Genomic DNA, 323 nt, shown 5'->3' with positions numbered 1-323 from the left:
AAGAAATCAGGTTTCTGAGTTCTAATGTGTGTCGGGAAGTGGTGGAGCTATGCGGGATCGAACCGCAGACCTCTTGGATGCAAACCAAGCGCTCTCCCAGCTGAGCTATAGCCCCATGCTAACTTGATCTTTTTCCGCTTGGCTGCGTTGCTGCTCCTCACTCTCTCGGTCACGTACTTGAGTACGCTCCCTCGATCGCTCGTCGCGCGCCTTGCCAATCGAAAAAATCTCTGCGTTACCAGAGTGGTAAATTTCGTGAATTGGTGTTTTCGGAGCCCGCAGCATAGCCTGCTATGCAAGGGATTCGAAAGCGCCGAGTCACG

Annotated in this window: 1 tRNA gene; it reads right to left on the bottom strand. The window is 52.9% G+C overall.

Annotated elements, in window-relative coordinates:
• Window positions 1-39: 39 nt before the first annotated feature.
• Window positions 40-115: transfer RNA gene (locus tag ACXAG1_RS16990), tRNA-Ala, on the bottom strand.
• Window positions 116-323: the final 208 nt, after the last annotated feature.

The organism is Microbulbifer sp. ABE4_465 (assembly GCF_056160765.1).
This window is presented reverse-complemented; position numbering and strand designations above follow the sequence as displayed.